Genomic DNA, 25,120 nt, shown 5'->3' on the forward strand with positions numbered 1-25,120 from the left:
TGGAAGCGTAACAGTGGGAGAACTATTGTCGACTGATCGCGGAATTTCTGTCGGCGTCATGTATCCAGGCTCACACGATGAGCAAGGTATTCCTCTAATACGAGCTGCAGATATTAGTGAAGGTCGGATCTCCGAAACGCCCACACTCAAAATATCGAAAAATGTTCATTATGAGTATCGTCGAACAGCTCTAGAAGGAGGAGAGTGTCTATTAACTCTGGTCGGCACTCCGGGTATTTCAGCCATAGTTCCTCATAGTATGGCTGGATGGAACGTAGCGAGAGCAGTTGCTGTTTTACGACTTAAGGAGCAAAAAAACGCTCGTTTCCTTCGATACGCTTTTTCGTCACCTGACGTGAAAAATACAATAAGAAATTGGTGCAATACCACGGTTCAACCAACCTTGAATCTTGCTGATATAAAGAAAATTCCTATATCATGGCCGCCGAATGCAGCCAGAGAAGCAATAACTACAATCCTCGGCTCCCTCGACGACAAAATAGACCTCAACCGCAGGATGAACGAAACGCTGGAAGCCATGGCGCGGGCGTTGTTTCGGGACTGGTTTGTCGATTTTGGTCCGACACGAGCAAAAATAGCCGGAGAAGCTCCTTATCTCGCACCAGAACTGTGGGAACTCTTCCCCGATAGGCTGGATGATGAGGGGAAGCCCGAAGAATGGTTAGATGGCACTATTGGCAACTGGGCTAACCTGAACTCTCTTTCGTGGAAGCGTCAGAATTATCCAGAGACTGTTAATTATCTTGATCTTTCATCAGTTAAGCATGGAATAATCAATGATATTTCTCAAATGTCTGCTCAAGAAGCACCTAGTCGTGCACAAAGGATTTTGCGCACAGGTGAAACCGTCATTGGCACAGTAAGACCGGGCAATGGTTCATACGCATATATTGATCGTGAAGGACTTACCGGAAGCACGGGCTTTGCATGCTTTTATGCCGAAGATAAAAAATTCCGTGAGTTTGTATATTTTGCGTTAACCGATAAAGAAAATATTGATCGGTTGACACATCTTGCTGATGGAGGAGCATACCCAGCAGTAAGGCCGGATGTGGTGGCTGACACAGCTTGTACTCTGTCAGAACAAACAGTCAGCGCATTTCATACCGTAGTGTCATCATGGATGAATAAAATATCTACAAACAATATTGAGAGTCACACTCTCGCCCAACTCCGAGACCTCCTTCTTCCCAAGCTAATGTCCGGCGAAATCAGCATCCGGGATGCCAAAAAAATGGTGGAAGACGTGACATGAGCTTTCTGTCCGAAAACGAGATTGAAGACTGGGCCTGCGATATTCTACGCGAATGTGGCTACACCATTGTCTGGGGGCCAGATATTGCCCCCGGTGGCAAAAAGCCCGAACGCACCTCGTTATCGGACGTCATTCTGGAAAAACGCCTGCGGGCGGCTATAGACCGCCTGAACCCCCATCTTCCCCAAACTTCACGCGATGAATCCCTGCTGGCCCTGATTCGCGAAGACACACCCGACCATGTGGACGAAAACCGCCGCCTGCATGACTATCTGGTCAATGGCGTGCCGGTGGATGTGGTGCGTGAAGATGGCACCCAGTCAGGCGACCGGGTGTACCTGCTGGATTTTGAAAACCCGGAGAACAATGACTTTCTGGTCGTGCGCCAGTTCGTCATTGAAAAGGACGAGGCCAACCGCAGGCCAGACCTCGTTCTCTTCGTCAACGGTATGCCGCTTGGGGTGGTAGAACTCAAAAGCCCCAGTTCCGAGAATGCTACGCTGGATTCAGCCTGGAACCAGTTCCAGACCTATCGCAACCTTATTCCATCGCTGTTCCGCTTCAATGAAGCCTTGATGATTTCGGATGGCACACAGGCTCGCGTTGGCTCGCTTACAGCCGACCGTGACCGCTTCATGCCATGGCGCACGATCAACGGCGAAGACCTGATCGCCAAAAACCATGAGGAGATGGAAACCGTTCTGCGGGGCGTGTTCACCCCGCACTGGTTTCTGGGCCTGATCCGTGACTTCGTGCTGTTTGGCGAGAAGAACGGCAGCCCCATCAAAATTCTGGCGGGCTATCACCAGTTCCATGCCTGCCGGAAAGCCGTGGCGCAAACTGTGCGGGCTTCGGCACCGGATGGAGACCGCAAGGTTGGTGTCGTGTGGCATACGCAGGGGTCAGGCAAGAGCCTGCTTATGACCTTCTATGCTGGTGTGATTGCCCGCCACCCGGAGATGGAAAACCCCACCATCATTGTGCTGACAGACCGCAATGATCTGGACGACCAGCTCTTCGCCACCTTTTCCAGCGCACAGGCTCTGTTACGCCAGACACCGGAACAGGCAGACAGCCGGGAGGACTTGCAGAAACTCCTCCGGCGCACCTCGGGTGGTGTCATCTTTACCACCTTGCAGAAGTTCCAGCCTGAAGACGGGGAAACCAGCCTGCCCATGCTGACCGACCGGCGCAATGTGGTGGTCATGGCGGATGAAGCGCACCGCAGCCAATATGGGCTGGAAGCCAAGTTCAACCCCAAGACCGGCAAAATGACCTACGGGTTTGCCAAATACCTGCGCGACGCCCTGCCCAATGCCTCCTTTATCGGCTTTACCGGCACACCGATTGAAAATGCCGATGTGAACACACGCGGTATTTTTGGCGAGTACATCGACATTTACGACATTGCGCAGGCCGTCGAAGATGGGGCAACCGTGCCCATCTATTACGAAAGCCGCCTTGTGCGTATCGAACTGGATGAAGACCTCAAGGAAGAGCTGGACGACGAACTGGCCGATATTGTCGAAGGACTTTCGGAAAACGAAGAACACAAGCTCAGCCAGAAATACTCCCGCGTAGAAGCACTGGTCGGCTCGGAACCCCGCCTGCGCCGGATTGCCGAAGACCTTGTGACCCACTTTGAAAACCGCCTGACTGCCCTTGAAGGTAAAGGCATGATCGTGGGTATGAGCCGTGCCATCTGTGTGGCTCTGTATGACGAGATCATCCGCCTGCGCCCCTCATGGCATAGTGACGATGACAATGAAGGAGCCATCAAGGTGGTGATGACTGGCAGTTCGTCTGATCCTGCCGGTTTCCAGCCCCATATTGGCAAGAAGTCCAAGGCACGACGTGAACTACTGGCAAAGCGCATGAAGGACAATAATGACCCACTCCGGCTGGTTATTGTGCGCGACATGTGGCTGACGGGTTTTGACGTGCCTTCCATGCACACCATGTATGTGGACAAGCCCATGCGCGGGCATGGGCTGATGCAGGCCATTGCCCGCGTCAACCGCGTGTTCAAGGGCAAACCCGGCGGTCTGGTGGTGGACTATATCGGTCTCGCCCAGAACCTGAAGGCGGCTTTGGGTGAATATTCCGCCGGAGATCGCGAACAGGTCGGCATTGACGAAGGCGAGGCCATCCGCGCCTTGCAGGAACGCTACGAAGTCGTGCGGGCCATGTTCAATCCCGGTCAGGCAGGCGGCTTTGACTACCGTCCGGCCTTGCAGGACGGCGCAACGCCCAAGGCCAAGCTGTCCATCATGGCGGGAGCGCTTGACCATATTCTGGGCCAGCAGCAACGCGCCATGGCATCCGCCAAAAATGATGAAGAGCGTAAAGCTGCCCAGAAGCGCTACCCGGATGCCGTCAAGGCACTCTCAGTCGCCTTTGCGCTGGCTTCCGCCAGCGATGAAGCCGCCAGATTACGCGATGAAATCGGATTTTTCGAGGCTGTCAGAGCAGCTCTGGTCAAGAGTGTAAGCACCGGCAGCGATGGGCGGAGCGCGCAGGAACGCGAACTGGCCATCAGGCAACTGGTCAGCAGGGCGGTCATTTCAACTGACATTATCGACATCATGGAAGCCGCAGGCATTGGCAAGCCGGACATTTCCATCCTCTCGGACGCCTTCTTGCAGGAAGTGCGGGAAATGCCCCAGCGCAATCTGGCCATTGAGGCGCTCAAGAAGCTGCTGGAAGGCCAGATACGCAGCCGAACCCGCTCCAACATCACGGAAGCCGAAGCCTTCTCACAACGGCTGGAACAGGCTGTCGCCCGCTACCATGCCAACGCCCTGACATCCGCTCAAATTCTGGATGAACTGATCCGCATGGCCCGAGACATGGCCTCTGCCCGCGATCGTGGCGAGGAACTGGGTCTGACACAGGAAGAAATCGCGTTCTATGACGCACTGGCCCAGAACCAGAGCGCCAAGGAGGCCATGGGCGACCCCAGCCTACGGGTTATCGCCACAGCACTGGTGAAGACCATTCGGGAAAATGCCACAGTGGACTGGACCGTGATGGCTCAGGCCCGCGCAAAAATGCGGACTTCAGTCAAACGCCTGCTGCGTCACTATGGATACCCGCCGGATATGGAAACTGAAGCAGTCAAACATATTCTACGTCAGGCGGAACAGTTTGCTCCGATCTGGGCAAACCAGAAAGAGCTTTAAATATTGTCGTTATGCGGAGAGACCAAGAGAGTAATTGTAGGCCACATATCTAGTATTTTCGAAAGGGCATTGGCTCCTTGGATTTTCCAGATTTCAGATCAAGTGCTTCAGCACGATCCAAGTGACGCTTATGAGCTTGAGACGCATGGGAAAGCGAACGTTCGATACGTGACGTCAATGTACCATAAGATTCGTGTGGTGGTGGAAAATGTGCCTCAAGGTCGAACTCACGGACGCATATCAAACCCAACCGAAGACTTTTTTCTGCGGCATGCATGAGCATATTGAAAATGTTAACGGCAAGCTGTCCTTCCCGCTCCCACCAGTCGTCAACATAATGGGATATCTCATTCAACGAATCATAGTAACGGATAAGGGCAATGACTTTCTTATCAGGCAGATCACGCACTTGGGACGCGCTCGGATAGAGCGTCGGGAAATAAGGTCGGAAATCCGCCTGCTGGTCGTTAGTTTTCACGCTCTCAACAGCGGATTCACAACTAAAATTAACTGTTGATCTATCCAGAATATACTGAACTCGTTCAATGGTATGTTGTAGTTCTGGTGCAAGTGCTGCAACGGCACCAGTTTCTTTTTTTTCCTTCTCTTCAGCCTCAGAACGACGCTTGTTCAATTCAGTGATCCAAGCCCCAAGGAGCGCTCCACCGGCACCGAACAAGGAGCCTGCAAGTGATGTAACGTCGCGCTGAAGAGCCAACCCACCGCCGCAGAACAGAGCAACGGAAACAGCCATATGCGGATTCTCTTTAATGTAGCGCACGATACTCTTCGGTACACACTCCACTGAATTACTTTCGGTCATTGCATCACTCTTGTTCTCTTTAAATGCATTATAACATATATCAAAAAAAATGCATGCTATCGTCAAAGCGATTCCAGACCATCTCGACTGATAATTTGGGGTGTTCCAGCCAGCAACCCCAATAGATTATATATCGTAATATTCCTTGCAGGTAAGATAAACATTCTGTATTTACGTATATCCAACATAGGAGGTTCTCATGCAGGTTTCCAAATGGGGTAACAGCCTTGCTGTGCGTATTCCCTCCCACATTGTCAAACAGCTTGGTTTGCAGGAAGGCGACAATGTGGATGCTGTTTTCACACGCCTGAAATCCCGCGAAGAAGCACTCCGCTCCCTGAAAGAAATCGGGAAAAAACTGCCTTCCGGGTTCCGTTTTGAACGCCCCGAAGACTAATGTCTCTCTTTCTGGATACGAACATCCTTCTCTATGCCATGATGGAAGAAGGAACAGAAAAGGCCGGTATTGCTGACAGTCTCCTTCTGCATCAGGACTGCCATATCTCGGTTCAGACACTTAACGAAGCCACAAATACGCTCAGGCGTAAAACCAGACTTCCACTAGACGACATCAAAACATTGATTACCGACTTCCGGGGGCTGGTCACAATCCATCCCATCACGGAAGCTGTTTACAGCCGTGGCTGGGCCATTATCGAACGGTATGGACTTCAGACCTATGACGCCATGATTCTGGCCTGCGCCATGGAAAATGGTATTGAAACCCTCTTGTCCGAAGATATGCAGAACGGTCAGCGGATTTTTGACATGATAACCATCATAAACCCCTTCCAGAAACCAGCAGAGTGAGGTTAAATTCACCATACCAAGTTCCCAGACTGTTTAACCAGTTCCGGGAACTCAGACACTAACCGGAAGACAGCAAGTCGCATTCTTTTTGCTGTTTCAAGAGGTTAGAAACGTGTCACTGCGGGTTGGCTCGGGTTCGAGTCCCGCAGTTCGCACCACAAACTGTTGAAAAACAGAGGTATTTTGTCCGAGAGGGAATTTTCCCATAATGGGAAAACTTCATGCTCCGCGCCATCCCGTCCCGACGCACAGGACAGCCTCGTTATCACTTCCGCCGCATCGTCCCGGCACTGCTCCGCCCCCTGTTGGGCAAGACCGAGATTTCCCTTGTCCTCCATACCTCTGATAAACTGGTCGCCCGTGAACGTGCAGCCGCCCTGTATGCCAGGACGGGACAGCTTTTCAGAGCAGGCAAGATGCAACACCCCACCAAAGACGACCTTCTGGCCCTCTATCGCGACCTGATTGACAGCTACGAGGCCGCTCTGAAAGCGCAGGAAGAGAGTGCCGAGAAAGTGCTCGAAGCCGAGCGCGCCCAGCATCTCATTGAAAAAGCCGATCTGGTCACCAAGCAATCAACCTTCCTCAATACGGTCCTGCCTCACATGGAAGGCCTTCTGAAGGGATTGGGACAACTCAGGCACACCCTCGAAAAACGGGAGGTCTGGGCTGTCACCGAAAAACAGGGCTTACAAAACCAGATCACCACGCTTTGTGGCCTGATCCAGAACAGCCTGCCTCACAATGAAGATAAACCCGATGGGCAGAAATCCTCGTCCAAACAACCGCGCAGCATGAAACTGTCGGCAGCGGCGGAAAAATTTGTCTTCTCAGTGCCATCCAAAAGTGCTGGCACCATCAAGGGAACCGGCAAGACTGTCGCCCTCTTCACCGAAGCGTTCGGAGATATCCCGGTTCATCAGATCACCGGCGACGTGGTTGGAGAATTTTACGACTTATTGTCTGGCCTCCCGACCACCCATGGCAAAGGTAAGGTCACCCTCCCCCTTCGGGATGCTGTCAGAGAAGCTGAGGAGAATGGGGCAGAACTCGTCTCCGGCAAGACCGTCAAAAACCATTTCTCGCGCATGTCTGCGATCTGGAGCGAACTGGTCCTGCGAGACCTCGCTCCCAAAAACCCCTGGGCCAACTGGTCTTTCGATTTAACACAAAAGACCAATCGCCGGGCCTGGTCAGAAGACGAACTGAGAACACTCCTGACTTCAAAATGGCTGGGACGTGTTTTCCCCGAACGCACCTATCGGGGCATTGTGCGCATTGCTCTTTATACCGGCATGCGTCTGGGCGAGATCTGCAATCTGAGGAATGAGGATATCGAAGTCCTGAACGGTATTCCCTGTTTCCACATCCGGCCCCATACGGTTGAGATCGACGGCAAAATTCGGGAATGGTCTCCCAAGACATCGGCTGGCACCCGTATCGTGCCCATTCACAGCAAACTTCTGGAAAAAGGGATCCTTGAGGAATTCAGAAACGCCGGCCCCTATTTCTTCAGTGAACTGCCTATCTCCAATTTCGGGGTGCGGGGCGCCAATTTTGAACTGATCTTTTCCAAACATAAACGGCGCCTGAACCTGCCAACGCAGGTCACCTTTCACTCCTTCCGCCATCTGGTTTCAACCGTGCTCAGAAATCAGGACAGTCACATTCGAGAGCTTTGGATTGATGACCTGTTAGGCCATGAAGCCACCCATAAAAGTCAGGGCACGACCCAATATACATCGGCTATTTATCTGCAAAATCTCCAGCGGGTTGTGGAGGCCATTACCTATCCCGATGACATTGCAAACTGGTGAACGCCTAGCCGGCCTGCGCTGGTTTTAGGGACCGGATGAAGGACACTGGTGCTGTTTCTTATCACCAGTCCCTTCTCGTCATGCGATCATTGGTCGCATGGCCAAACTCTCAAGTGCGACCATTGGTCGCTTTGGAAGCAAACCTAGGCGACCAACGGTCGCATCACCCTCCCTTCATCAACGACCATTGGTCGCATGGCCAAACCCTCAAATGCGACCATTGGTCGCTTTGAGAGGAAACCTATGCGACCAATGGTCGCATAAAACGCCCCTCACAGTGTCCGCAAAAAGATGCGCTGTTGCCCAACCGGACACCTCTTCCCAATCAATTTATGACGTTAAATCAGTCCCTTAATTCAAAGCCCAACAGCGTGAAGTCGGCACGTTCTGATCTGTCTGGGGATTGGGTGCGGTTAACACACACAACACAGTTTGCTTACGCCCCTCTACTGTTAAAAGAACCCCTTGCCCCGAATAGTCCGTCGTGCTGATGACCTTGAAACCCTTGTTCAATAACTCGGTCAAAGACAACGCAAGTGGTTTCAACGTCGTGGGAACCGCCAACGGACTATAGGGGGATTTCACACCCGACTGCGGCAGCCAGTCCCCCGATGACTGGGCAAAACCACAAACCGGCCCTAAAAGACCAAGGGCTATCATCACCATAAAACCGGCTTTGCGCATGAGACTTCCTCCTTCTAATGCTGTCACAGCCTGTAACGGATTGCCCCCTGTTTATCACACCAGGCGTTAAGGGAGCGCTTCTGTGCAACACACCTCGCTGGAAGATCAGGCACGCACCTTGGAAGCCACAGGTGCTTACCGGGTTTTACGTCGTATCGCGCCCCTTCCGCTTGAGACACAGGTGCCGCGTGAGCAGACCCGTGTGGGCCTTTTTCTGGATCTTGAAACCACCGGCCTCGACCCGGCCTGTCATGAGATCATCGAATTCGGAATGGTGCCCTTTGTCTATACGCTGGATGGGCATATTCTCGGCACCTTACCGCCCTTCAATCGTCTGAGAGAGCCTTCCCACCCCATCCCTTCCGACATTACAGCCCTTACCGGCATCACACAGGAGATGGTTGCAGGTAAAACCATCGCCCCTGAAGAGGTCGCCCAGTTCGCGGCCCAGGCAGCCCTCATCGTCGCCCATAACGCCCGCTTTGACAGGCTGTTTGCCGAACGCTTCTGGGAGGGGTTTTCAACACTACCCTGGGCCTGTTCCATGGAAGATGTGCCTTGGCAGGCAGAAGGCTATGAAGGGCGCAGCCTTGGTTATCTCGTCATGCAGGCCGGGTGGTTTTTTGAGGGACACCGGGCCGCTGATGATTGTCTGGCTGGTGTGACCTTACTCAGCACACGTCTGCCTAAAACACAGACCCCAGCCCTCTCCGCCCTGCTTCAGGAAGCGCGGCAACCCCGCTGGCAGATCTGGGCGGAGAATGCCCCCTTTGACCTTAAAGATAAGCTCAAGGCCCGTGGCTACCGCTGGAATGACGGCACAGATAGTCGCCCCAAAGCGTGGTTTACCGAAGTGCCGCAGGCGCAAAAAGAAGACGAACAGCATTTCCTGAAAACAGAAATCTATCTTCGTGAGGTCGCCCTGCTCACCCGTGAAATTACCGCATGGGATCGTTTCTCAGCCCGCGCCTGAAACACGCCCCTTTCCATTCCCCACTTCCCTTATTCCTCGGCATGGTAACAGCAGACAGGCGGCAATCGCCCTCATATTAGACGTTCGGACCTCTCAATAACCTTCGGAAAGCAGACATAAATGATTCCTATTTTCATGGTTTGTTTTGGTTGATATAAGGTATTTTCACTGGCAATTTAATTGTAATATAGTATTTTTAAGGAAGTTTATTTTTATGATTTATAAGGTCATATGCTTATTCGATAAAATAAATAGTATAATTTTATCTTTTTTTATTTTTATAATTTCTCCAATTCTTTTTGTTCTGATATGTTTCGTATGGCTTTTTTGGGGGGCAGATGAAAGCCTAATCTACAACTATATTACAAAATCGACATCTAAGTTTGACGACTATTCTATATTTGGAGCGTGGGGGGATACATTTGGAGCGTTTAATGCACTTATAACAGCATTAGGCTTTATAGGAATTGTTATAACAATTATTTTGCAATATATATCGTTTAAAAACGATAAAAAGAATACAAACAAACAAAATATAGAGTCTTTAATATTTAAACAAATAAGTGTGATAAACGAACTTAGAAAGGAAATAACTTTTTCTTTTCCAAATAACGATTCCGATTTTAATAAAAGCATAACATATTTTATTGCAAAGCAAAAAAAGGATGATGTTGTTGTAGAGTATAGCGTTTTTGGGAAAAAAATATTTAAAATATGCGTAAATCCTATTTCTTTACTATATAGAGAGAAGAAATATTTTTTTGGTGAAATTCCGATCATAATATCAAAACGAAAAAATAATATATCAATATCTCAAGGAAAAGAAGCTCTTAGGCTTTTGGAGCATTATATATCAGTAAAAATAAGCCAAAAAGAGAAGAAAAAAGAAAAAATAGATACTCAGGCAATGGTTTCCATATACATAGATGCATTTCATAAAAATAATGAATATAAAAATGGTGCTTATTTTAGAACTCTATACTATATTTTAGAAAAAATAATGAATGAAAAATATCTATCAAATAGAGAAAAGGAAGAATATGGAAATTTAATTCGAGGGCAAATGTCTTCTCCAGAGTGTAGTATTATAGCTATAAACGCACTAGCTCCTTTTTCGAAAGATTTATATGATATAGTTATATACTTTAGGCTTTTGAAGTATGTAACAAACCCACATATTAAAAAACATTTAGCAATGTTCTATCCGGAAAAAGCTTTTTCTGAAAGAAAAAGTATAAGAAATTTATTCTTAAAGAAATACATCGAAAAGAAAAAGTTATCGACAATTAAGAGACTTCAAAAATAATTTTTTTATTTACACTTATAAGTGCCTATTTTATTGAAAGCAGACATTCTCATCTCCCCCCTAATCTGCCTGTCCGCTCAGTGATGTAGAGCAGACAGGCGGCAGTCGCCTCTTTTAAGACATACAACGCGCCATAAAGAATTCCCCAAACCGGACATGCGCTCGTAGCAAGTCCGATATGCTCGTGTATGCTGTGCCCCCACTATTTTTGTTCGCAGCTAATTTCGGCTCGTGTCCCTGACAAGGTTGCATACAGCCATAATTGTGCCGCAGCAGAATGAGTGACCTTTTTGGGACAGCAGATTTTGTTCTACAAACCTTCGGAAGCCATTGTTTGCGTTTGGACTTCCCAAGCCGGGTGTCGCGGACGCCTCCCTGAATCTGTCGTGACTATCTGTTCTCTACAACAGGCGACCTCGGAAGAGGTGAAGTGCTATTCTACGACCGGAGCCAATGGCAGCTTCATGCTCGATGTCAGCAGTTTTCAAGTGATGCCCCTGTGACAAGAGCCACGAGAAAACGGGTGACTAAACGACAAAAGACGCGTTTGCCGGAGAAGCTGGCCCCAATACAGTGATCTTAATTCAGACCGTCACGAGGCTCAACGAAAGTGCTATTCCTCTCACTGTCGAACCGATCGCGTGCCGTTCTGAATGCCGCAGCGTTGTCAATAATCCACCGCCAAAGAGGCATCATTCCTACGAGCAGCCCCTTTCCCAACGGAGTGAGAGTATAATCCACCCGTGGCGGGACCTCACCGTAATCATGGCGAATAATAAGACCGTCGCGTTCTAACTGACGAAGAGAACGCGTCAACATACGCTGCGTAACCCCATCAAGCCGCCGCGCCAGCTCTGCGTGCCGCAGAGTACCAGCAACACCAAGAATATGGACAATACCGAGTGACCATCTGTTGCCGGCATGCGCAAGCACTTCTCGCTTCAACCCGCCATCGTTGTCACTGAGAGCAGCACAGGCTGCCTGCGACTGAGCCATCACGGCATCGAAGTCCAGATTATAGAACGGTATCACTCGTGTACCTTCTTCGCTTTCCCGCATCGCGTCTTATTTTAACTTTATAACCATAAGGAATTCCTGATGCCAGCGATGAAGACCCCTGTCATTGAAACCCTTGTCATCGGCGCCGGAGAGCTTGGTCAGACCGTCATCACCGGCCTGCTTGAACAGAACCCGGAATGCACTCGGTCAATCAGCGTTCTTCTCAGACCATCAAGCGGAAGCACCAGAACGGATATTGCGCGACAATTAAAGCAAAAAGGCCTGCAGATCGTTTATGCTGATCTTTCGACGGAAACGGTAGAGGACCTCTCCGCCCTCTTCGCCAAGTTCAATACAATTATATGTTGTACCGGGTTTGTTGGTGGCCCCGGTACACAGCGTAAAATTACCAGTGCTGTCCTGAAGGCTGGGGTGGACCGTTATGTGCCGTGGCAGTTTGGTGTCGATTACGATGTTGTTGGACGTGGTAGCGGGCAGCCAGTATTTGATGAGCAATCAGACGTAAGGGACATGCTGCGCGGTCAATCTGCGACCCAATGGATAATCATTTCGACAGGAATCTTCACCAGCTTTCTGTTTGAGCCAGCTTTCGGTTTGGTGGATCTTCAAGGCGCCAAGGTTCGCGCACTCGGCAGTTGGGATAACCGTCTGACGGTGACCACTTCCGAAGATATAGGACGACTTACAGCGAGCATCCTCGCCCATAAACCGCCGATCCAGAACGAGGTGGTTTACGTTGCCGGGGATACGTTCTCCTACGCTCAACTCGCCGAAAAGATGGAGCACTACCTTGGCCACCCTGTCATTCGGGAACTGTGGGATATGGATAGGCTACGCGCAGAAGTCGCCGCACACCCTGATGACGGAATACGGAAATATCGTCTTGCGTTTGCACGCGATACTGGCGTGGCATGGGACAAGAAACAGACTTTCAACGCTTTACAGGGCATTGAAGTAACCGACGCCATGACCTGGCTAAAACACCAGCAACGTCATGTAGCTTAAACCACTCACTGTTTGCGACATCTGAATTCCGGGAGGCACAAGGTCAGCATCAATCCTGGCCATCAGCCCTTGGTCTACTTGCAGAGCGTGGCCGGAGCATGGCACGCTGCTAGCCTCTGATGGAAGGCGGCATGAAGCGCTGCAAGTGTAATCTGGCCAAAACGCGCGAGAAGTTGGGCCGTAACATCCGCAAGGACGCCACTCATTGCATCGTTAACGGCTTCCTCAACAAGGCATTCAGTCTTTTCACTCCGGTTCCCTATGGCGAATAATCTTGGGGCATCAAGAGCCTCGTAAATATCTCGCAGCGTTACCCGATCCAACTGGCATGAAAGCGTCCACCCCCCGCCATGTCCTTTCTCGGAGTGCACATATCCATGCTCACGCAGACCGCCCATAAGACGTCGCACAACCACGGGGTTGGTGTTAAGGGCGCGAGCCAGGGCTTCTGACGTCATGGGACCACCTGCTTCTGCCATATGCAGGAGTACGTGGAGCACACAGGATAATCTGTTATCTTGTCTCATGTAACTTCATGTGTTGCTAGAGTACGATTTCGTCAGTATATCATGAAACTCGAAAAGTGACATGAAAGTGTGCGCGAATACTCTTACTTCGAGGACATGCTGTATGAATTTGCTCGAAATTCTGACAGTCGGCGTCGTGGCGACTGCTGCATCCGATATCTGGCAACAAGCCCAGAAACCATTGACTGGAATTCCTGCAGCCAACTGGTCTGTCACCGGCCGCTGGGTCATAGGGTGGCGTGACGGCAGGATCTATGACCCAATGATTGGAAAAAGACCCTCCCTGAAAGGAGAGGCCACTGTTGGCTGGGCATTTCATTATCTGATTGGTGCTGTTTATGCCGCACTGTACCTCAGTTTTGTGGTGGTTATAGCAAAGACAGTCCCCACACTGCTAAATGGTCTACTCTTCGGACTTGTTACCCTTTTAGCCCCTTTTCTGTTTATGAAACCTGCTCTGGGCGGCGGTTTTTTCGGGCTTAGGGCTCCCAATCCTGGAAAAGGACTATTTCTCAGTATAAGCGCTCATGCTGTCTTTGGAATGGGACTGTATTTAGGTGAACTTTTTTACCAAGGTTTTTTCTGAAACCTTATTCAGAGAGTGATTACAGTTTTCTATAGTGACGAGGACTGACACCTGTCACTCTGCGGAAGACCTGAGCAAAGTGACTTGGACTGTCGTATCCGATCCCCAAGGCAATCTCGATAATGGAAAGATTGGTCTTACGAAGCATTTCTGATGCTTTCTGGACGCGGTGCTGCATGAACCAACCAGAGGGGGTTTGTCCCGTGGTTGTACGGAATGAGCGACTGAAGTGAAAACGGCTCATGCCACACAAAGCAGCAAGACAATCCAAATCAAATGGCTCAGCCAGATGTGCTTCCATATGATCAAGAACTCTACGCAGTTTCCATGTGGGCAAGAGAGTGGATCGTAGCTTTATCTTAGCTCTGGCATCAGCATACTGTCTTAAAAGATGAACTGTCAGACTTTCCAGAAGGCCATTTACAAATAAGGAATTTGTAATAACGGAAGATTGCACTTCAGCTATCAGACCACTCAAAATGCCTGATATGAAAGCATCCTCCCCGCCCGAAACATCCCGCATTCGAATACGGGATGAAGTCAGATTTAATGACTTGGCAGCTCGATCGACAAGCTCAAGTCCAAGATAGAGATGCAACACTTCAAAACAAGTGTTTCCCTTGCCCTGCCACCGCATCAGATAGGGTGTGTCCGTCTGCGTGAGGTAAAATGTTCCTGCTCTTGCCTTGCTCTGTTCCCAAGGCCCTGTCAGTTCACGCTCTTCAATATTTGCTTCTCCGCGGATAACACAAACAAGCAGGGGTTCTGCGACGGCAGGTACAAGAATTTCGTCTTCTTGTACCGGGCGAGTGAATATCTGGACGTCAACATCCTTCCAGACATCCCCTTCACTTTGCGCGACTTTCTTCCCGGGGAGAAGTTGCTCCAGTGTCAAACTGGCAGCACGCCGAGAAGGAAGGCAGGACAAAACCATCTGCTACACTCTCTCATTTCCATGCGCGACTATCTATAGCGCAAAATCGCGATAGTTTCAGCAAGAAGCCATGAGAGATATCTTCTGGCATAATTTACATCTCCTTCGACAATGAAGGCCGATTGAAGGCTCGTCGTGTGGAGAAGATTATGAATATTGCAGGAAAAGTTGCTCTGGTGACCGGAGCATCCAGTGGCATTGGTGCGGCAACAGCGCGCAAACTCGCAACAGCAGGAATCACAGTTGGTCTGGCGGCACGTCGTCATGATCGCCTGGAAACGCTTGTCAGTGAGATTACCAAGGCTGGCGGTCACGCTATTCCTCTGGTGACGGACGTTACTGATCTTGTCTCGTGTCAAGAAGCGGCAAAGAGCTTGATCGCCCAATTTGGAAGGATTGATGTTCTGGTCAACAACGCGGGCCTAATGCCCCTATCCAGCGTTGACAACCTGAAAGTGGACGAATGGCAGCAGATGGTGGACGTCAATATATCCGGTGCTCTCAATGCAACGGCAGCCGTTCTTCCGCAGATGATCGCACAGCATTCGGGTCATATTTTCAACATGTCCTCGATTGCAGGCCGGAAGGTCTTTACGGGTCTCGCCGTTTATTGTGCCACCAAGGCTGCGGTGACAGCGTTTTCAGACGGCCTAAGAATGGAGATCGGACCAAAGCATAATATCCGCGTTACCTGCATTCAGCCGGGAGCCGTAAAATCAGAGCTTTACGATCAAATTACAGATGCTGATTACCGCAAACAGATGGATGACCTTGCAGCGTCCATGACCTTTCTCGAGGGCGAGGACATAGCAGACAGTATCCTTTTTGCTCTGAAATCACCTGCACGTATGGATGTTGCAGAACTGTTTGTTCTTCCGACTGAACAGGGATGGTGAACAGGAACTGATTGCCAACTGAGCTTAGGAGTCAGGCACCCTACCGTCGAAAAGAGGCTTCAGGCTGGAAAGCCTCTTGAAGCTCGGTCACAAAGACCCGCAGCTTTGGTGTCATAACCGGACCTGCGTTATAGAGCAGGTGCACGGGCCTGTCCGGAACTTTCCACCTGGGCATAAGCCGGACAAGCCGTTTGCTTTTAATATCTGGAAGCAGAGCCTGCTCATATCCCAGCAGAATGCCATCGCCACCAAGAGCTGCAGAATGCAGAACACTTGAATCATTACTGATTATCTTCCCGGACACGGTGACAGGTCGCGTAACGCTCCCCTGAGAAAGGTGCCACGTGGTTACAGGGCCGCCGGAGTTTTCATATAGGAGACACTCGTGGCGCATCAGATCTTCGGGCTGCCCTGGAAAACCGTGTTTTTCCAGATAGGTTTGAGCCGCGCAGATGACCCGACGATAGGCCGTCAAAGGACGACTGACCGCTGTAAGGTCCGTCTCCAGTTCACCAATTCGGATCACAGCCTCATGACCATCCATTGTGGGGTGAACCAGTTGGTCTGTCAGGGATAAATGCACTTGAATTTCTGGGTATCTTTTTTGAAAACTGTGAATAAATGATAGAAATACCGTTCGCCCGAAGGTGACTGGGACGCTGACAGATAATGTGCCGCGCGGTGTGCCAAGCGTATTGGCTGCCAGACTGTCAGCTCGTTCAGCAGCCTGCAGAACAAGCCGACATTGCTCGCAATAGAGCCGACCTGTTTCAGTCAGACTTTGCCGACGTGTCGTTCGATGCAACAGGCGAGCACCAAGGTGATGCTCCAGAGCCTCTATATGCTTGGCGACCATCTGCGGCGACAAAGTCAGATGCTGGGAGGCCGCAGCAAAGGACCCCAATTCCACGACCTTGATAAAAATCTTCATGCTGGTTAACCGGTCAAGCATTCATCCTCCTCAGTTGTGACTGATGTCTCGTATCGACAATTTATCCAGCGGAAAAGAGGAATATGCTGAAGGCTTCGAGTAATTGGCAAGTCCAGTTCTGGTGGAGACTTTCGAAATGCCTGTTTATCTTGTGCGCATGGACCACCCTGACGGCGAGGGATGGGGACAGCATGTCGCAGCACACGTGTTGTATCTCAGGCGCCTTATTCAGGAAGGCAGCCTGCTGGCGTCCGGTCCGTTGAAAGGGACCCCATTGCGCTCCGGCTTTCTGATTATGAAAGGCGCCAATCGGCAAGAGATCGACGCGATGATTGCCGGTGATCCCTTTGCATCCGAAGGTTTGATTTGTGATCTGCGGATTGAAGAATGGGACCCACTATTCGGGTGCCTGTCAAATCATGCAACAGGCAAACTCCCGCAAGAATTGAAGTCTCTTTTCCCTTCATGACGACAGCGCTGTGTTTTTTGAGAAATAAAAACGAAAAGAGAGCCTTGGGATTATGAACGATCTTCAGTGGTATGCTGTAGGGGATGCCCGCATACTAAAAATACAGGATCTTACGCTGGCAGCACTCACTCCAGAACAGTTGCTTCCTGACTGGAATGATGCAACGGCACTTCAGGCCTATTCTGATCTACCTGAAACGCTGGATGCTTCAGAAACGAAAGTCCTTTTGAGCGTTCATAGCTGGCTCATCAAGGATCGCGGGCGGAACATTCTTGTGGATACGGGGGCGGGGAATAGCAAGGCTCGACCTGCTGCTCTGTTTTTCGATCACTTGCAGACCATGTGGCTTGAAAATCTGATGCGCGCTGGCGTCCGACCAGAAGATATCGATTTTGTTCTTCTCACCCATCTGCATGTTGATCACGTGGGGTGGAACACACGCCTGCAAAATGGCATCTGGGTTCCGACCTTCCCGAATGCCCGATATGTCTTTTCTAAAGCCGAATATGATTTTTTCAGTAATCCGGCTCATGATAGCGTCCGCAATAAAACCAGTTTCATGACACGCATTGATAGCGTTGATCCGATTATCTCGGCGGATCTTGCGGATCAGATTGACGTAAACGGATCCGAAGTTCTTGAAGGAATCTCCTTTCACCCCACACCTGGGCATACGCCCCATCACGCGTCTCTCGTGCTGAAATCAGGTATGGAGCGTGCGCTCTTCACGGGTGATGTCATGCATCACCCCATTCAGGTATGTATTCCGGAGTGGAGTGCCGTGTTTGATGCAGATCCTCAGACAGCCATCATATCGCGAAAATGGGCTTTGAATTACGCTGTCGAACACGACGCGGCAGTATTCACATCACACTTCCCGATGACATCGGCAGGAAAAGTCATGACATACAATCAGAAAAGGGGTTGGTCCTCCCTCTAGATCGACCATTATGTCCGCTGTTCACCTCGTTCAATTCCATTACGGACATTCTGCTTTCCCCCTGAACTGCCTATCTGTTCTAAGATGTGGAAACAGACAGTCAGTAGTCGCCTCCAAGTCAGACATCGAAGTGGTGACGGTGCCTGCCCTAAAGCGGACGTTTTAGGTGAACCGCGATAGACCGTGTTTGGGACAAACTCGCCGCTCGCATTCATGGCCGAGAATAGCAGGTTTATATCCACCCCCCGCCATTCCCAAAGCTCCCAACGATCGGTCGACGAACGCGCAACACGCCGGCTTGCCCGACGGCGCGGAGCGCGCCATCGATCTCGATGCGTGGGTTGGTCCAGTCGGGCATACCGCCCCACCGCCAGTCGGGGCGAGCGTAGAAGTGATCCCTGATCGTTTCGGCCGGCGTCCCCGCATTAACTTCGTCGGCGAGCAGCCCGAGGCCTATAGCCTGCACCTTTCACGAGCGGTTGAACCGCTCGTGAAAGCGGTGAAACCGTAACATCGCTTCGGTATTCGCGCCCGACAGATCCATGCCATCAACCTTTCCTATTTCCTACCGGCTCTATCCACCCAGGTCGGCTAATACCGAAACCGGATCTCCCGTGGCTCACGTTACAAACCGGCGTCGAGGCGGTGGAGGCGGCAATCGCGCCTTGCGTGCAGCTTCCTGTTCTTTCCAGGCGAGGTAGTCTTCCTCACTGTCGAAATCAGGCGAGAGCTCGCTGAAGTCGGTCAACGCGTCACAGCTCAGGCAATGATACATTTGGGAGGCATCTTGGAACGCCATGCCGCACAGGCACCCGCAAAACGGACAGCATTCGTCGATCTCAAGATCGGACCAGACCCAAACTCCGAGATATTCGGCCACGGCATTGCAGTCGCGCCCGATGATTTCGAATGCATCAGCGTTCTTCGCGACAAAACCCTCGATCCCTGCGGCCTGCAAGTCGGTCAGAATGTCGGCGGGCTGGAGGGCAAACCACTCGCCACCGACGTTCGCGCCTGCATATTTGCGGTGAAGCGCTTTCTCTGTTCGGGCATCGTCCGCCGTTTTGATCCAGCCAACTAGCGCAAGTTGCTTGGGGTTGCCGGTCTGGAGTTGAGCGAGCCGTCGCCTAATGTCGGTAGCACGACCGATCTTCATTAGCCACTGACCGCTCTCTTCCTGGTGGATGAAATAGACCGCCATCAGGCTTTCAATATGTTTGTGGAGAAGCCAGGCTTCCTGTTTGCTGACCGTGCATAATATCCGATCTCGACGTCGAAGAGCATCGCAAGCTTCTTGAGGTTCGTGGCAAGCGCCGAACGCGACATCGCGTGGGTAGCGTGCTCAAACATCAAATGATAGAGCGCCGGCCAGAATACCGCGGCTTCGGCGAAACCGATGTCTTGGCGCGGGCCGACCACCGAATAGCAGTTTGTGGCGGGGATGATGTCGGCTGCCATTTTCTTGTGCACCATGCTGCATGCCGACAGGAAAAGCCGCCGATCGGCGAAACGCCTTCCGAGCATCTCACCAAGCTCACGGTTGCCGACCTCGTCCTGATTGGTGGTCGCAAGCCCCTCGTGATCGGCATGTGCTGAAATGTGCAGATAGCGGAAATCCGAGCGCAGGAACGTCTTGATCGCTTTCTCGAACGCATCGCGGGTGCGTACGTAATGGTAAGCCGGCTGTTTGCCGTGCAGACGTGCGACATGGCTGATCACCTGCCCTTCAAACCGCCCGTTGCCCTCGTCGTCGGGCGACAAGGATTCGATGATGAATATATCCGCTTTGGTCGACATCGTTTCTCCTTCTTGCGTTTCCTTGGCCTGGGACTGTCTGACCGCGTGCCGGATGCCAAAACCGTCTGGCTGTTCCGGGAGCGTCTGACCCAAGCGAGTGCGATTGATAGTCTGTTCAATCGTTTTGACACGCCTCTGCGGAACACTGTTAATCTGCCGATGTTAGGCTAGATCAAGGACGCAACGCTGGTGGCGGCTCCCAAACAGCGCAATGCCAATACGAAGAAGGCTGATTTCCGGGCTGGGCGCATTCCCAGAAGACTGGCAGGATATAAGCTCACCAAACTGTCGCACAAGGACCGTTATGCGCGCTGGACACTGAAGTTCACCAGAGCAAAGGTGCAGGTAATCCAATGACGAGTGCCGGGTATCTCGGCACTCAGCCATGTTCATGGAATTCATCAGGTAAGTTCTCGGTGCCAAGGCGTCTCGGAATAATCGGGACTGCCGACCAGTATCAGGCCATCTTTGCCTACACTTCGATTCTCAGCTGATCGTGCCGCGAGTGAGTCATCCGTGAAGTCACCGAGGAAGTTGAGCAGAGCGCCCGCAGATTCTGGATTCTTGACGTCCTGCACAAGCTTGTAGACATGCCGATCGATGCCAAACTTCCAGCCTGGCATGAACTCAATCCCGATAAAGCCGTCTCCGATGTCTCTGGCTGCAATCTCGAAGAGAGGATCCAAGACTGTCGCATAGGCCTGTCGAACGAGTTGAGGCCATTCAGCAGTGTAATGATAGGGGCGGCTTGCAGGCGGATCGGTGATCTGCCCCGCCATTCCCGAGCGATCGAATCCAAATACGCATGCAGTTCGAGTCACCGGCGAAAGACCGTTCACTGTGGCGACCTTGCAGGCTTGGCGAAGTGCCTTGTTGCGCGCCGCATTGATGTCCTTTTCCGTCACGCCGTGCACCCCGGCACATGCACGGCCCTTACTCTCCAAGACATGAACCTGACCAAAACCTGAAAAGGCCAGGAAGTCGGGCTCAGATTTCGCGCCAGGCTTCACCGAATGCCGGAAATATTTTGGCATCGGCTTAGGATATGAAGCGGTAACTGATGCGGGCAACCAAGAACCGGTGTGCGCCTCAAGCGGTACAACGAATTTAGCACCAAGATGTGTTTGCGCGAACCAATGTGTCAGCGCTTCACCAAGGAGGAACGCGTCAGATTTCCTCTGGGATGCAGACAGGCCCATGAAACCGTGCGTTGGAGCGAGATTGCAGGACAGCAGACTGAAAATCGTCGAAACGCCGCGCAACGACCACCAAAACGGTCCGTTCAGATGATGCGACCGGTGACTTGGTCCAAGCGTAATAAGCGAGCGGGCCAACTCAAGGCGAGTAGCGTCGATGGTCGTCACCTTTAACAGTTGGGAGAAGCCGGATGGGAATCCCGTGCAATTGAGCGATCTGTGTCCAGATGTGATGATGTAGGACATGCCTTAAGTCTCTCCTGTGCGGCTATCATCGCCAACGCCGGTTGAAAATTCGTGTAATGGGCAGCCTCCTGGAAGTTTACGATGCTGGCAACCGCATCTCTTGGATGACTTCGTGGGATAGTATTCTATGGAGGCTGATTATGTCGGACAAACGAACATGGGAGAGTAAATGACCGTTTGAAAAGTCAAAGAACGGTCTGAAACCCTGAGTCAGCGCAAGCGGCGCATATTATAGACAACCGATCCTCAAGCTGGCCCGATCAACGCCGAAACTAAAGACATGCTCGACGCGGGGTCGGATACTGGACTTGCCTGCATTGGATCTCTGGATATGCCGGCGCATAGGATTGAGATGAGAATTTTTCCTATGGACTTTCGAGACAAAGACACAGGATCGTCTCGGTAGCAAGACATAGATCATCGACGTCTGGTTTCTTTCACGCGCTTCTGGAACCGGACATTCCGCTTCCCCCCCCGCCATATCTGCCATCAAACGCTTTGATTGTGAACATGGGCTGGGCCTGACTTGCCAGCAGCCCACCAATCAGCGCAATACCCCATGGCTGCGCAGTTCCATCCCATAACCGCCAATATTATTGGCCCACAGCGAGTGATGATTGGAGCACGAGATCACAGAAAGAGAAACATGACTGACCTCTCACCCTCTGTGACCTCATGTTCAAATTGAACGCCCCCTTTCCATCCTGCGCCGAATATTCAGAACCGTTGCTGGCGATACACCGACCAGACTGGCAATCTCACGCAACGTCATTTTCTGACTATCAGGGGAAGCGAGGATGGCCTCAATCTCCTTCCTGCGCCCTGTAGCCGTATTGTGTCTGGGCTTGGACGGACATGTCATTTGCACAGGATCGGGGGAGCCCGGAGCCTCACTCTCCCTGATGTGCGTTTTCAGCTCTTCGGTCTCACTGATATGGGTCTGCCGAACAGCTGCCAGATCACGCAGGATCGCTTCCAGATTTGTCGCCTCCGACATCTGGCGGCCTTTCGCTGTATCCATCTGAAAACTGACCCGCTTCATCAGATCATCAATCGTGTTGATGGGGAGTTCAAATTGAACAAGGTCAGCGAGAATCACCATACGCTTCAAAACAGCCTCTGGCATGACATCCTCGTCCTGACTGGCTTGTCTGTAGGCACGCCTTACAAACTGGCGATCCTCTCGCAGTGTGGTCCAGTGGTTCAGTTCCGCAAGAGCGTTATCAATCGTCTTCGGGAATGGAAGAGCGGACCGCAACGCCTCCAACGCGCTTGAGGACCACTCATATCCTGCACGCCATCCTGGCAGAGCGTAGCTTTGCACAGCTTCAACGAGAATATGCTCGTCAGGCATCACATGGAACAGCCTTCCCTCATAACGTCCTGTGATCTCATTCGCCTGATCACGCAAAGCCTGACGGTGCGCCTTAAGTGCCGCCTTTTTGGCTAAGGCCTCCTCGGCCTCCTGCCTCTGGGTTTCTTTTGCACGTTGCTGTCGTTCCCGAACCTCCCGAGCCTTGTGCACATTTCCACCGGCCAGAAGGACTGGAATATCCTCCAGCACATAACCATGCCGCCCAGCAATCGCGCATGCTCTGTCCTTTGCCGCAGCGCACTCCCCTGCTGAACCACCACGCTCAACAAGGGTCCAGATTTTTCGCAGCCGTTCAAGATCAAGCATCATGATATGGACGCCTCGCGTTCAAATTGAACACAGGCAGTTTGGTCAATCAGAACAAAGTCATGCCTGTGGGGATTTGTCGGCATCAAGGGAAGCTCGGAGAGATATAAAGTCCCCAAGCCGGACAGTGTGCGAAACACAGTCACCAGTGATACGCCACAGAGTATCGGGGTGCTGGAACCCGTTCTGACAGACTTCGTTTTGGAAGAAGAAGGAGTCAAAAACGGTGGTTTTCGGATTGCCGTCAAGCACCCATCTTTGTCAGTCATGATGACATACCCAAAATGCGGCTTTTTGATGAGTCGATTGCTGCTGTCAGACGCTGGATGGTTGAGACAGACACCCCCATGACCTGAGCAATCTGACCATTGGTCTGACCTGTTGTTGCCAGCATTCTGACATGGGATTTCTGCGCCGCCGTGAGCTTGGGTTTACGCCCAAGCCTCACCCCGGCCTCACGGGCGGCTGCCAGACCAGCAATGGTTCTCTCCCGGATAATCTCGCGCTCAAACTCCGAAAACCCCGCAAGAATGGTCAGAAACAACCGCCCATTGGGCGTATGCGTTTCAACACCAATATTGATAATCCTCAGCTTGATACCGCGCTCATTCAAGATCCGGATCAGACCAATGACATCCACGGTATCCCGACCAAGGCGATCGAGTTTAGCCGCAACCAGACAATCTCCTGACTGAAGAATTTTCAGAAGACAGGAGAGGCCAGGCCGGTGAAGGGCCGGCACACCCCCTGAAATCACATCCTGTGTAATCTGCTCATCAGAAAGACCTTCCTGCCGCAAAACCAAAATCTGCGGATCGTTGGTCTGATGCTCTGTCGACACCCTGACATACCCATAACGTCGCATGACCCATAAACCCCCTTTTTGCCCCGGAATTTCTTACATCTTCCGCATGACGCGAGAGATGTTCAAAAACCACGGATTCTGCTCACACCATTCAGTGTAGTGTGGCGTGAGAAGGATTTCATATTTCCGGAACACGGCACGCCGTCTCATAGTGTGTTGGTAAAGGTCAGAAAATAATGTGTCGTGATTTAAAGAAATCCCGTTTTATGCACCTCTCGATTGCAGCCCTGTTCTTTTTGACTATGGGCGGGGTGAGTTTGACTTTGGCATTGGCAGAATCACCGAGAGAAGCCCAGACCCGTTACGGACTGGCCTCTGGAACCGGTCCGCTCAATACCTTGCTGATTAACGGCCAGCCCACAACGCCGAAGATTGCCGGGAATAGTGCGCTTTTCCTCCAGAAAATCGCGGAATCCAGCGACATTGATGTCGTTCTTTTAACATCCGTTGGCGGTCAGGCTTGTAACGCTCAGTATTCAATCCTGCAGGTCACGCCAAACGGAATCAAGACGCCCACACTATTCTTCGGGAATTGCTCAACTGCCAAGCCGTCCATTTCCGGGAGCAAGATCACACTGAAATTTCCGCGCAATATCGGGAAATACGTCACCACGCCGGCCGAAGTCGATGTTTACGACCTTACGACCGGAATCCTGACGAAGAACGGCAAGACCATCCCCGCTGCCTGCAAGCTGGATGATGGCGTTTGCCAAGGGTGATTTCACCTTAATCTTTAATCTTTTTCCCCACACTTAAATCGAAATCTGCTGAGAGAATCATGAACGCTCGCTCTATACTCACCATCTCCAGAATGGCCGCTCCTGTATTTGGACTTCTCGCACTGTTCCCCTTGGCCGGGTGTGGCGAGAGTGGCCCTTCTCTGGAAGAACTTCAGTCCATAATCTCTCAAAACTATGCGGATGCTGTGGAAGGGAACCGGTCATTCGGAGACATTCTGGGTCACAATCATCCGACACCCCCGGTCGTAAAGGTCACGGAACGGACATGTGAAGCGCGGGGTTCCTATGAGTTTCACGGTGAAAAACTGCCAATTTTCCGTTGTGATGTGACTTTCAAAGTGGGGGAAGATCAGCAGAAACAGAAGCTCGATTACGTCAAAATCGAAGGGAAGTGGAGCCAATACGAAGAATAAGGC

Annotated in this window: 25 protein-coding genes and 2 pseudogenes; 15 read left to right on the plus strand and 12 right to left on the minus strand. The window is 51.3% G+C overall.

Annotated features, from left to right (window positions below):
* The first annotated feature begins 25 nt into the window (after nucleotides 1–25).
* Together GOB83_RS06605 and GOB83_RS06610 are read left to right on the plus strand one after the other, a co-directional pair.
* Nucleotides 26–1,276, plus strand: a complete 1,251-nt coding sequence (locus tag GOB83_RS06605) for a restriction endonuclease subunit S (protein WP_165925579.1) — start codon at nucleotides 26–28, stop codon at nucleotides 1,274–1,276.
* The gene (locus tag GOB83_RS06610) at nucleotides 1,273–4,458 is read left to right on the plus strand and encodes a type I restriction endonuclease subunit R (RefSeq protein ID WP_165925580.1); all 3,186 of its coding nucleotides are present in this window, start codon (nucleotides 1,273–1,275) and stop codon (nucleotides 4,456–4,458) included. Before GOB83_RS06605 ends, GOB83_RS06610 begins: the two co-directional genes overlap by 4 nt.
* 49 nt (nucleotides 4,459–4,507) lie before the next feature.
* Here GOB83_RS06610 and GOB83_RS06615 read toward each other — a convergent pair whose 3' ends face one another.
* Nucleotides 4,508–5,281: a hypothetical protein gene (locus tag GOB83_RS06615; protein ID WP_165925581.1), complete on the minus strand. Its 774-nt coding sequence runs from the start codon at nucleotides 5,279–5,281 to the stop codon at nucleotides 4,508–4,510.
* A gap of 199 nt (nucleotides 5,282–5,480) precedes the next feature.
* Here GOB83_RS06615 and GOB83_RS06620 point away from each other — a divergent pair, with 199 nt between their 5' ends.
* The 3 genes from GOB83_RS06620 to GOB83_RS06630 all read left to right on the plus strand — a co-directional run bounded on the left by GOB83_RS06620 (nucleotide 5,481) and on the right by GOB83_RS06630 (nucleotide 7,908).
* On the plus strand, nucleotides 5,481–5,678 hold the full coding sequence (locus GOB83_RS06620; protein ID WP_061498081.1) for an AbrB/MazE/SpoVT family DNA-binding domain-containing protein: 198 nt from the start codon (nucleotides 5,481–5,483) through the stop codon (nucleotides 5,676–5,678).
* The gene (locus GOB83_RS06625) at nucleotides 5,678–6,091 is read left to right on the plus strand and encodes a PIN domain-containing protein (protein ID WP_165925582.1); all 414 of its coding nucleotides are present in this window, start codon (nucleotides 5,678–5,680) and stop codon (nucleotides 6,089–6,091) included. Before GOB83_RS06620 ends, GOB83_RS06625 begins: the two co-directional genes overlap by 1 nt.
* A gap of 221 nt (nucleotides 6,092–6,312) precedes the next feature.
* Complete coding sequence (locus tag GOB83_RS06630) at nucleotides 6,313–7,908, plus strand: tyrosine-type recombinase/integrase (protein WP_165925583.1); 1,596 nt, start codon at nucleotides 6,313–6,315, stop codon at nucleotides 7,906–7,908.
* A gap of 351 nt (nucleotides 7,909–8,259) precedes the next feature.
* Here the strand turns inward: GOB83_RS06630 and GOB83_RS06635 are convergent, their stop codons facing one another.
* Nucleotides 8,260–8,592, minus strand: a complete 333-nt coding sequence (locus tag GOB83_RS06635) for a hypothetical protein (RefSeq protein ID WP_194301312.1) — start codon at nucleotides 8,590–8,592, stop codon at nucleotides 8,260–8,262.
* Between the two features lie 82 nt (nucleotides 8,593–8,674).
* Between GOB83_RS06635 and GOB83_RS06640 the strand changes: the two genes are divergently transcribed.
* Both GOB83_RS06640 and GOB83_RS06645 read left to right on the plus strand, forming a co-directional pair.
* A complete protein-coding gene (locus GOB83_RS06640) occupies nucleotides 8,675–9,565 on the plus strand; it encodes a 3'-5' exonuclease (protein ID WP_165925585.1) in 891 nt (296 codons plus the stop codon).
* Between the two features lie 214 nt (nucleotides 9,566–9,779).
* Nucleotides 9,780–10,871: a putative phage abortive infection protein gene (locus tag GOB83_RS06645; RefSeq protein WP_165925586.1), complete on the plus strand. Its 1,092-nt coding sequence runs from the start codon at nucleotides 9,780–9,782 to the stop codon at nucleotides 10,869–10,871.
* 579 nt (nucleotides 10,872–11,450) lie between these two features.
* Here the strand turns inward: GOB83_RS06645 and GOB83_RS06650 are convergent.
* Nucleotides 11,451–11,930: a winged helix-turn-helix transcriptional regulator gene (locus tag GOB83_RS06650; protein WP_194301313.1), complete on the minus strand. Its 480-nt coding sequence runs from the start codon at nucleotides 11,928–11,930 to the stop codon at nucleotides 11,451–11,453.
* Nucleotides 11,931–11,969: 39 nt separating this feature from the next.
* Here GOB83_RS06650 and GOB83_RS06655 point away from each other — a divergent pair, with 39 nt between their 5' ends.
* Nucleotides 11,970–12,896 carry an aromatic alcohol reductase gene (locus GOB83_RS06655; RefSeq protein WP_165925587.1) on the plus strand — a complete coding sequence of 309 codons (927 nt, stop codon included), beginning with the start codon at nucleotides 11,970–11,972 and terminating at the stop codon, nucleotides 12,894–12,896.
* Nucleotides 12,897–12,970: 74 nt separating this feature from the next.
* Here GOB83_RS06655 and GOB83_RS06660 read toward each other — a convergent pair whose 3' ends face one another.
* Nucleotides 12,971–13,423 carry an Rrf2 family transcriptional regulator gene (locus tag GOB83_RS06660; protein ID WP_165925588.1) on the minus strand — a complete coding sequence of 151 codons (453 nt, stop codon included), beginning with the start codon at nucleotides 13,421–13,423 and terminating at the stop codon, nucleotides 12,971–12,973.
* A gap of 103 nt (nucleotides 13,424–13,526) precedes the next feature.
* Here GOB83_RS06660 and GOB83_RS06665 point away from each other — a divergent pair, with 103 nt between their 5' ends.
* Nucleotides 13,527–14,009, plus strand: a complete 483-nt coding sequence (locus tag GOB83_RS06665; RefSeq protein WP_003618947.1) for a DUF2938 family protein — start codon at nucleotides 13,527–13,529, stop codon at nucleotides 14,007–14,009.
* Nucleotides 14,010–14,028: 19 nt separating this feature from the next.
* On the opposite strand, the gene GOB83_RS06670 is transcribed toward GOB83_RS06665, so the two are convergent.
* Nucleotides 14,029–14,943, minus strand: a complete 915-nt coding sequence (locus tag GOB83_RS06670; RefSeq protein WP_165925589.1) for a helix-turn-helix domain-containing protein — start codon at nucleotides 14,941–14,943, stop codon at nucleotides 14,029–14,031.
* Nucleotides 14,944–15,092: 149 nt separating this feature from the next.
* On the opposite strand from GOB83_RS06670, the gene GOB83_RS06675 reads away from it, so the two are divergent.
* Nucleotides 15,093–15,839 carry an SDR family oxidoreductase gene (locus tag GOB83_RS06675; RefSeq protein WP_165925640.1) on the plus strand — a complete coding sequence of 249 codons (747 nt, stop codon included), beginning with the start codon at nucleotides 15,093–15,095 and terminating at the stop codon, nucleotides 15,837–15,839.
* Between the two features lie 40 nt (nucleotides 15,840–15,879).
* Here the strand turns inward: GOB83_RS06675 and GOB83_RS06680 are convergent, their stop codons facing one another.
* Nucleotides 15,880–16,791, minus strand: a complete 912-nt coding sequence (locus GOB83_RS06680; RefSeq protein ID WP_075624966.1) for a LysR family transcriptional regulator — start codon at nucleotides 16,789–16,791, stop codon at nucleotides 15,880–15,882.
* Nucleotides 16,792–16,906: 115 nt separating this feature from the next.
* Between GOB83_RS06680 and GOB83_RS06685 the strand changes: the two genes are divergently transcribed.
* A complete protein-coding gene (locus GOB83_RS06685; RefSeq protein ID WP_003626994.1) occupies nucleotides 16,907–17,239 on the plus strand; it encodes a YciI family protein in 333 nt (110 codons plus the stop codon).
* Between the two features lie 52 nt (nucleotides 17,240–17,291).
* Nucleotides 17,292–18,179 carry an MBL fold metallo-hydrolase gene (locus GOB83_RS06690; protein WP_165925590.1) on the plus strand — a complete coding sequence of 296 codons (888 nt, stop codon included), beginning with the start codon at nucleotides 17,292–17,294 and terminating at the stop codon, nucleotides 18,177–18,179.
* Between the two features lie 619 nt (nucleotides 18,180–18,798).
* Here the strand turns inward: GOB83_RS06690 and GOB83_RS06695 are convergent.
* Both GOB83_RS06695 and GOB83_RS06700 read right to left on the minus strand, forming a co-directional pair.
* Nucleotides 18,799–19,380: a GIY-YIG nuclease family protein gene (locus GOB83_RS06695; RefSeq protein WP_165925591.1), complete on the minus strand. Its 582-nt coding sequence runs from the start codon at nucleotides 19,378–19,380 to the stop codon at nucleotides 18,799–18,801.
* Entirely contained in the window at nucleotides 19,380–19,976 is a 597-nt protein-coding gene (locus GOB83_RS06700) for a hypothetical protein (RefSeq protein ID WP_165925592.1), read from the minus strand. Before GOB83_RS06700 ends, GOB83_RS06695 begins: the two co-directional genes overlap by 1 nt.
* Between GOB83_RS06700 and GOB83_RS06705 the strand changes: the two are divergent.
* Nucleotides 19,977–20,321 (plus strand): annotated as a pseudogene (locus GOB83_RS06705) (transposase); the annotation flags it as partial. It lies immediately after the preceding gene.
* Nucleotides 20,322–20,377: 56 nt separating this feature from the next.
* On the opposite strand, the gene GOB83_RS06710 reads toward GOB83_RS06705, so the two are convergent.
* From GOB83_RS06710 to GOB83_RS06725, 4 genes and pseudogenes are all read right to left on the minus strand, one after another.
* Nucleotides 20,378–21,418: a hypothetical protein gene (locus tag GOB83_RS06710; protein ID WP_165925593.1), complete on the minus strand. Its 1,041-nt coding sequence runs from the start codon at nucleotides 21,416–21,418 to the stop codon at nucleotides 20,378–20,380.
* Nucleotides 21,419–21,656: 238 nt separating this feature from the next.
* Nucleotides 21,657–21,803, minus strand: a pseudogene (locus tag GOB83_RS06715) (IS5/IS1182 family transposase); the annotation flags it as partial.
* Nucleotides 21,804–22,097: 294 nt separating this feature from the next.
* Entirely contained in the window at nucleotides 22,098–23,102 is a 1,005-nt protein-coding gene (locus tag GOB83_RS06720; protein ID WP_165925594.1) for a hypothetical protein, read from the minus strand.
* Nucleotides 23,103–23,364: 262 nt separating this feature from the next.
* Nucleotides 23,365–23,964 (minus strand): recombinase family protein, encoded by a 600-nt coding sequence (locus GOB83_RS06725; protein WP_165925595.1) that lies wholly within the window; start codon nucleotides 23,962–23,964, stop codon nucleotides 23,365–23,367.
* Nucleotides 23,965–24,140: 176 nt separating this feature from the next.
* On the opposite strand from GOB83_RS06725, the gene GOB83_RS06730 reads away from it, so the two are divergent.
* Nucleotides 24,141–24,683: a hypothetical protein gene (locus GOB83_RS06730; protein ID WP_165925596.1), complete on the plus strand. Its 543-nt coding sequence runs from the start codon at nucleotides 24,141–24,143 to the stop codon at nucleotides 24,681–24,683.
* A 59-nt stretch (nucleotides 24,684–24,742) separates the two neighbouring features.
* A complete protein-coding gene (locus GOB83_RS06735) occupies nucleotides 24,743–25,117 on the plus strand; it encodes a hypothetical protein (protein WP_094755498.1) in 375 nt (124 codons plus the stop codon).
* Nucleotides 25,118–25,120 lie beyond the last annotated feature (3 nt).

The organism is Acetobacter fabarum, assembly GCF_011516925.1.
In the GTDB taxonomy this organism is placed as follows: Bacteria; Pseudomonadota; Alphaproteobacteria; order Acetobacterales; family Acetobacteraceae; genus Acetobacter; species Acetobacter fabarum.